This is a genomic window from Serratia sp. H1w (assembly GCF_000633355.1).
Taxonomy (GTDB): Bacteria; Pseudomonadota; Gammaproteobacteria; order Enterobacterales; family Enterobacteriaceae; genus Chania.
This window is the reverse complement of the sequence record NZ_AYMQ01000026.1, coordinates 1-956: the sequence shown is the minus strand read 5'-3', so window position 1 is coordinate 956 and position 956 is coordinate 1. Positions and strand designations below refer to the sequence as shown.

General features: G+C 46.7%; 1 protein-coding gene and 1 pseudogene. One reads left to right on the top strand and one right to left on the bottom strand.

What is annotated here, in order from left to right:
* On the top strand, positions 1 to 864 hold an 864-nt coding region (locus tag U869_RS29205; RefSeq protein WP_051590095.1), incomplete at its 5' end, for an IS630 family transposase.
* 2 nt (positions 865 to 866) lie between these two features.
* On the opposite strand, the pseudogene U869_RS32490 reads toward U869_RS29205, so the two are convergent.
* Positions 867 to 956 (bottom strand): annotated as a pseudogene (locus tag U869_RS32490) (hypothetical protein); the annotation flags it as partial.

The window sequence follows — 956 nt, the reverse complement described above, 5'->3', positions numbered from 1 at the left end:
GTCGATAATCATATCCACGAGTTCCTGAATCAGCGAAAGTTAAAGCCTGAAAATGGGGGCTCGGCCAGCAAGCTCTGTGCTGAAAAGACGGCTCTGTTAATCAGCCAGTTATCAGAAAATGTTTTTCATCATGCCCACGAGATAATCACTTTCGTTGCGCAGATATGGGGAATTACCTTTACCGTCCCCGGTATCAATAAATGGCTGCACCGTAATGGATTCACCTACAAGAAACCGGCAGGTATCCCCCATAAATTCAGCGAAGAGAAGCAGGCTCAGTTCATTGAATATTATGAAAAATTGAAAGAGGGTGCCGGTGATGAACCCGTTCTCTTTATCGACGCTGTGCATCCGACACAGGCCACGAAAATGAGCTATGGGTGGATACGTAAAGGACAGCGAAAAACAGTCAAAACAACCGGCAGCCGTACCCGGCTGAACATCATGGGAGCCCTGAATATGAAAGCGCTGTCATGTCCGGTTATCGGGGAATATAAGACGATAAACGAATACAACGTATGCCGTTTTTTCAATGAGATACGTAAGGTTTATCCGGATTACAACCAGCCAGTTCACATCATTCTGGATGGCGCTGGCTATCACCGCTCAAAACTGGTGAGAGACTGGGCGGAGGTCGTTAATATCAGGCTTCATTACCTTCCCCCCTACAGTCCGAACCTGAACCCAATAGAGCGAATGTGGAAGCTAATGAATGAATATGCCAGAAATAATCGATATTTCAGCAATCCGCGCGAGTTCCGGGATGCTATATCTACTTTCTTTAAACAAACGTTGCCAAAAATAGCGGATACATTGGGCAGCCGAATTAACGATCGCTTTCAGGTGCTCAAGACAGCATCTTGAGGTTTATTGGGTATAAAAGCGACGTAGCTGCCAAACCCACCGGTTGCACCGGTTTTATGTACCCAAGAGGCGCTTGATAGTGGCATTGGCGG